4 protein-coding genes are annotated in these 7,303 nt (G+C 49.8%); 1 reads left to right on the forward strand and 3 read right to left on the reverse strand.

The genetic code is table 11. From position 1 onward, the window contains the following. Nucleotides 1-110: 110 nt before the first annotated feature. Complete coding sequence (gene thrC / locus Q4G98_RS11775) at nucleotides 111-1,604, reverse strand: threonine synthase (protein WP_177559621.1); 1,494 nt, start codon at nucleotides 1,602-1,604, stop codon at nucleotides 111-113. A gap of 81 nt (nucleotides 1,605-1,685) precedes the next feature. After that, nucleotides 1,686-2,162, reverse strand: coding sequence for a Cys-tRNA(Pro) deacylase (gene ybaK / locus Q4G98_RS11780; RefSeq protein WP_301962000.1), 477 nt, complete (start codon nucleotides 2,160-2,162; stop codon nucleotides 1,686-1,688). 128 nt (nucleotides 2,163-2,290) lie between these two features. Here ybaK and nadE point away from each other — a divergent pair, with 128 nt between their 5' ends. Further along, nucleotides 2,291-4,204, forward strand: coding sequence for an NAD(+) synthase (gene nadE / locus Q4G98_RS11785; RefSeq protein WP_301962001.1), 1,914 nt, complete (start codon nucleotides 2,291-2,293; stop codon nucleotides 4,202-4,204). Between the two features lie 124 nt (nucleotides 4,205-4,328). On the opposite strand, the gene Q4G98_RS11790 is transcribed toward nadE, so the two are convergent. Then, the coding region (locus Q4G98_RS11790; protein ID WP_301962002.1) for a GLUG motif-containing protein at nucleotides 4,329-7,303 on the reverse strand (2,975 nt) is incomplete at its 5' end.

The following is a 7,303-nucleotide window of genomic DNA, read 5'->3' on the forward strand; positions in this document are numbered from 1 at the left end:
AATTTAAATAAAAAAAGTAATAAACATACATTTTTACACCAAACTGAGCCAAAAAAAGCGCCTACCGCCGAAGCAGTAAGCGCCTAAATTCTGTTACAACAACCGCACTCTTACAGTTTCAGTGCCTCTCCAACTGCCTTTTTCATATCGGCAGCCTCGATCACATCCTGATGCAGGATCGGCAGCTTCTCCATCGCCAGCATCGGCTCCGGCACAGGCAGACCGCTCAGCTTATGCAGCCTGCGCAAGCCCTCGAACGGCTCCAGTTTGGCGTCTTCCTCACTGCCGGTGGCTTCCAGCACCACATCGCTGAACTTATACGGACTGGCTGTAGACAGCACGATGCAGTAAGTATCGTCGCTGGATACCAGACGGTACTTTTCGCAGGCCCGCCAGGCCACAGCCGTATGCGGGTCCAGCAAATACCCGTTATCATTGAAAACGCGGCCGATAGTTTCCTTCGTCTCCAGCTCATCCACCCAGGCTCCGAAAAATTCTTCCAGAATCCTGTTGTTGACCTTTTCGCCCACATTATAGGTGCCGCTGTCCGCCAGCTGCTGCATCCATTCCGACACCTTAGCGGCGTCATCTTCAGTAATGCTGTACAGCAAACGTTCCAAATTGCTCGAAACCAGAATATCCATCGACGGCGACACCGTTTTATAAAACTCGCGGCGCCGGTCGTAAATACCGGTATTGATAAAATCACTCAAAACATTGTTGCTATTGGAAGCGCAGATAAACTTCGCTACCGGCAGCCCCATCAGCTTGGCATAATAACCGGCCAGAATATCGCCGAAATTGCCCGTAGGCACGGCAAAATTGATCTTCTCGCCCGCTTTGATACGCCCCTTAGTCACAGCGTCGCTGTAAGCGCTGAAATAATAAACGATCTGCGGCACCAGACGGCCCCAGTTGATCGAATTGGCCGAGCTGAACACATAACCCTTGCTCTGCAGCTCCTCTTCCAGGGCCGCATCGCCAAACAGCTCTTTGACGCCGCGCTGGGCATCGTCAAAATTACCCCTGATCCCGATCACGCGCACATTATCACCAGCCTGCGTCAGCATCTGACGTTTCTGGATCGCGCTCACGCCGTCCTCAGGATAAAAGACGATGATCTCGGTATCCTTCACATTGGCAAAGCCTTCCAAAGCCGCTTTACCGGTATCGCCCGAAGTAGCTACCAGAATAACCACTTTATTGCTCTCGCCGGTCTTGCCTATCGCTTTCGTCAACAGATGCGGCAGAATCTGCAGCGCCATATCCTTAAAAGCCGAAGTCGGGCCATGCCACAGCTCCAGCACATCCGTATTTTCATTCACCTTACGCAAAGGCACGGGCTCGGCGCCGAATTTAGCCTGCGCATAAGCAGCATCGGCACATTCAAATAACTCTTCTTTAGTATAATCGGTCAAAAACAGCGATAAGATCGCCACAGCCCGTTCTTTATAAGTCATACTGCGCATGGACACGATCTCGCCCAGCGAAAGCTCCGGGAATTTCTGCGGTACGAACAAACCGCCATCATCAGCCAGACCACGGGTAATAGCATGTGCTGAACATACCAGGTCAGTTTTGCCGCGGGTACTTACAAATAGCATTGCAGGAACCTCACTTTCATTAACTCGCTACGGAGAAATCATACCACATTTATATTCTTCAAACAAGTATTTTCTATGTATTCAGAAAGTCAGCGGCGCCACCACAGCCCGTGTCGCCAGCTGCAGACCGGCCGGCGCCAGCACGATCTGCATCCCGCGCACCCCGGCGCTGACAGCGATCTCGTCCCAACCGCTGCTGCTGGCGTCCAGATATACCGGGTAATTCTTTTTAGCCCCCAGGGGCGAACAGCCGCCGCGGATATAGCCCGTCAAAGGCAGCACCTCTTTTAAAGGCACCAGCTCGGCCCTTTTATTGCCGCTTACTTTTGCCAAAGCCTTCAGGTCCAGCTCGCCATCGCCCGGGATACAGGCAAAGATAACGCCTGTTTTATCGCCGCGCACTACCAGCGTTTTAAAAACCTGTGCCGCCGGCATTCCCACCTCAGCCGCCACGTGCACGGCGTCCAGATGCTCCTCGTCCACAGTATATTCCACCAGACGGTACGCGATCTTCAAATCGTCCAGCCTGCGCGCCGCATTGGTTTTTTTCTGTTTCATAACATTCTGCCTCCTTCGGAAGTAGCATAACCGTCTTCCTTCTGCTATAATAACATCATAGGTTTTTTAACGCAAATACAAAAAGCATTCGGCAAATTTTATTTATCAAACTTTAAACGAGGTGTAATGTGGCACTTAAAATAGCCTGCGGACAAATAGAAATCATTGCCGGGCGACCGGACCTCAACAGCAAAAAGATCCTGCACCATATAGCTATGGCCTGCCAAAGCGGCATCGACATCCTGCTGCTGCCCGAGCTGGCAGTACCGGGTTACTTTTTAGGCGACCTGTGGGAGCAGACAGCCTTCGTCGAAGACTGCGCCGCCTACGGCGACGAGATCATCGCCGCTACGGAAAACTGCGGTGATCTGTGCGTCATCTTCGGCAATATCGCCGTCGACAACAGCAAACGCAACGAAGACGGACGCACCCGCAAATACAACGCCGCTTTTGCCGCCCAGCACGGCAAGCTGCTGACCAACGGCGCCCTGCCCTACGACTTTATCGTCAAAAACGCCCTGCCCAACTACCGTGAATTTGACGACAACCGTCATTTTTACGGTCTGCGGCAGCTGGCCCTGGAGCTTGACAAAAACGTCAGCCAGCTGCACCAGCCGCTCACCATCACCGCCCACGGCGAAACCGTCAAACTGGGCCTGATGCTGTGCGAAGACGGCTGGACCGAAAACTACTTTTTAGACGTGCCCCAGCTGCTGGCGCAGCATGGCTCCGAACTTTTATGCAACATCTCCTGCTCGCCCTTCAGCATCAACAAAAACAGCAAACGGCACCGCCTTTTCGGCAGCGCCGCCCGCAAAGCCGGCATCCCGCTCATCTACTGCAATAATGTCGGCATCCAGAACAACGGCAAAAACATCTTTACCTTCGACGGCTGCAGCTGCGTCTACGGCCCCGACGGCTGGCTGCTCACCGACGCGCCCATGTACGAAGAAGCGACCCTGTGCGCCGCCTGGGACAGCAAAGCCAAAGCTATCGACACCAGCGACATCACCGCCGACCCCCGCAGCGAGATCGGCGAAGTTTATCACAGCCTCCGCTATGGCTGTCAGCGGTTTCTTGAACAGGCCGGCATCGGCAAAATGACTGTCGGGCTTTCCGGCGGCATCGACAGCGCCGTTACGGCTGCCCTCTTTGTCGACATTCTCGGCCCCGATAACGTGCTGCTGGTCAATATGCCCAGCCGCTACAACTCACCCATGACGCAGAACATCGCTGAACAGACCGCTCAGGCACTGGGCGCCAATTACGCTGTCATCCCCATCACGGCAAGCTGCCAGAATACTAAAGAGCAGCTTACGCAGACCAAGATCCACAGCTATAACCAGCACACCGATTTCCATCTGGAAATCTCACCGCTGATCTACGAAAACATCCAGTCCCGCGACCGCGGCTCCCGCGTCGTAGCAGGCCTGGCAGCAGCCTTTGGCGGCGCCTTCTCCTGCAATTCCAACAAAACCGAACTCACAGTCGGCTACGCCACTTTTTACGGCGACATCTGCGGTGCGCTCGCTCCTATCGGCGACCTGTGGAAGCACCACGTCTACGAGCTGGGACGCTATCTGAACGAAAAAGTCTTTCAGCGTCAGGTACTGCCTGAAGCCATCTTCACCATCAGGCCCAGCGCCGAGCTTTCCTCCGATCAGACAGTCGGTACCGGCGGCGACCCGCTGATCTATCCCTATCACGATAAACTGTTCCGCAGCTTCCTCGAACAATGGCGCAAAGCCTCACCGGCTGAGATCCTGCGCTGGTACAGCGAAGGTACGCTGGCCGAACAGCTGGGCTGCGACGCAGAAATCATCAGCGAAGCCTTTCCCGACGCACGCAGCTTCATCGCCGACCTGGAACACTGGTGGAAGCTGATGAATACTCTGGCCGTTGCCAAACGTATCCAGGCCCCGCCCATCCTCAGCATCACCCGGCGCGCCTACGGCTACGATCATCGCGAATCACAGCTCACGCCTTACTTCCCGCGCGAATACCGCCGCCTGAAAGCGCAGCTGTTAAACGAAAACGAATAATCAAGCATAAGCAAAGAAGGCTTTTCCCCACCCGCTCAACAGCGGGTGGTTTTTTATTGCCCTTTTTAACTGCAAGCCTGCCCCTCAACAGACAAAGAGCGCAGACCGAAGTCTGCGCCCTTGTTCAAGCTTCTTCCTCTATTTTGATACCGTCGTCATCGACCTTTACCCTGATCTGCTCTTTTCCAAATTTGATGCCATCGCCTTCGATCCTTACTTTGGCCTGTTCTTCGCCCAATTTGATCGGACTGTCGATGATGCGCTGTCTGATATTCTGCTGTTCCGGCCTGTTCTCACGCTCAGTAACAGCGATATTGACCAGCGCATTCTGATAAATACCTTCCTGGGGAACTGCAGGCTGTGACGGCTGCTGCGGCTCGTCCGGCGGCACTTCCCTGATCGTAAATTTTATACCGTCATTTAAAATCGTAATATCATAGCCATCCTGACCGGAATAAAGCAAATCTTGCAGTGTATATGTACCGATCTCCTTTTTAGCCCCCACCAAAATACCGTCTGCCAAACCACCCAAACCGGCAATTTGTTCAGAACCGTTGTAAACAGTATCAACACCTGAAATATCATTGCCATTTACCTCGATTTTTTTCAAAAAGCCTTTTAAAAGCGGTGCAGTATTACCGTTATAGAATTTCCAGGAATCTTTATCTTCATCCCTCAAACCATTTTCAAAGGCTTGCCCGAATTCTTCCAGACTCAATAAAGTGCCATCGCCTTGATATTTTAAGTAACCTGCTATCGCATCGCCGTCAAACGAAGCATAATAAGCATTATTAACAGTACCGCTGCCATAGCCAACTATATCTCCTATATAGCCGATCGTACCAACAATTTTCCCAATATTATAGGCATTGGTAATACTACCGCCGCCGGAGTGATTTCCTACAATACCCCCGGCATAAAACACACCACTTATCTTGCCGCTATTATAAACATTCTTAATATTACCACTCTTACTATTGCTGCCACTGATGCCGCCAACTTGTTGATTGTTTCCTGTTACGTCTACGTCGCCAGTATTATAAGAATCACTGATATTTTTATTATTGTAGCCCACAACACCGCCTGAATAATTTCCCGCACCAGTTACTGTTCCCTTATTGGCAGTTTGAATAATATCGCCAGCATTATAGCCGGTAATACCGCCTACATACGCATTCGATTTACCGCTAGACGTAAATCCTTTTGCCTCAATAGCACCGCTATTTGTTACACTAGTCTTTTTATCAGCGTCACCAATGGTGCCAGAATTATAACCAGAAATACCACCTACATAACCATTACCTGTTACCGTACCATCCTTTTCGTTGTGAACATCAGTCAGAGTACCATAATTATAACCGGTAATGCCGCCTACATAATATCCACCTTGTATTGAATTTTCATTGTAAGCTTTATTTATATTGCCATAGTTATAACCAACGATACCACCCACACCATAGTACGAGCCTGTTACCGTCCCAAGATTGCGGACGTCAGTAATCTCGCCCTTGTAATTATAGCCAGCAATACCACCTGCATATGAATAGTTTTTGCCACTGGTTGTTGTATATCCTGTGGCCGTAACAGCGCCGCTATTGGTACTTTTTTCTATAACAGCTCCGCCATTAGCCTGCGTATAAACATTATAACCAACAATGCCGCCGACAAAAGACTTACCTGTTACAGAACCCTTCTCAGTATTATGGCTGTTGATTATCTTTGCTACCCCAAAAGTACCATCATAACCATTATAGCCGGCAATGCCGCCCACATAATTGCCTGTTTCTTTTCCTGTTACTACACCGCTGTTAGTACAATTTTCAATAATCGCCGGATTCTCAGAATTAGCGCCGGCAATACCGCCTACATACTGTTCCGTTCCTGTTATTTTACCGCTATTACTGCTGCCATTTTCTCCGCCGATTAGCGACTGGTTTTTCCCGGCAATACCACCCACATATTTTTGTCCGCTTATTGCCTTAATATTGTGCGAATCCAATATTTTTGAGTCAGTGAAATTGATTCCAGCGATACCGCCTATATTACTGCCATCAGTAATATCAACAACACCCTCATTAGTACAGTTATCTATAATACCGCCCCTGTTAATGCCAAACCCATTATTGCCAGCAATACCGCCAACATTACTGACATTACTGCCTGTGATTTTACCGGCATTGACAGAATTACTGATCGTCCCCATAGCGCTGTTGCTGCCAACAATGCCGCCAACCGAACTGTTTTGAGCCGTAATAGCAGCTTCATTCCTGGCATCGGTAATAGTACCGCCAATATTACTGCCGGCAATGCCGCCAAGGCTACTGCCCGTAGAAGTAAGCGTACCTTTATTCACCACATGCTCTAATTTGCCGTAATTAACGCCGACGATACCGCCAATTTCTCCATGCGAACCAGCAGTAATACCGGCCTCATTGATAACATTGCTGATATTACCATAATTTACGCCGGCAATGCCGCCTACCTGCTGCGCTCCTTCGATATTACTTTTAACTGTAGTTGTAACATCATTTATATCTGTTGTTTTGCAGTCAGTCAATCGTATATTCTTAACAGAGGCCCCTTGGCGCAAAATAGTGAATAAACCAATATAAGTACCATTGTAGGAAGATGTATCTGTTCTTTTTATATTCAAACCCATGATCTTACTATCCATACCATCAAGGCTGCCTGTAAAGCCGCCTTTAGGGCCATTAGGCCAGTCAGTTATATTACCAATACTGGCAAACCCTTTGCCGCTATTCCAGTTTACCGTAGCACTGGCGTCAATATCGCCAGCCAGCATATAATCGCCCTGCACATATTGATAACCGTCACTGCCGGTAACAGTATTTTTGGCAATCGCCTGCAGCTCATAAACATCATGTACCAGCATGGCATCGGTTATATTTTTACTGTTGCCGCTCAGATCCTGTATATTGGAACCTGACAGTGCCTCACTGCCTTTTTTATCAACAGCTTCACCGCTTGCATAATCGCTGACCTCATATACTTTACCCTTGCCGTCACCAACATCTATCTTTGCTGTTTTCTTTACTTCATACCCAACCGTCACTTTATTATTAGCACGCAGGGTGATGT

It is taken from the genome of uncultured Phascolarctobacterium sp., assembly GCF_958349595.1.
In the GTDB taxonomy this organism is placed as follows: Bacteria; Bacillota; Negativicutes; order Acidaminococcales; family Acidaminococcaceae; genus Phascolarctobacterium.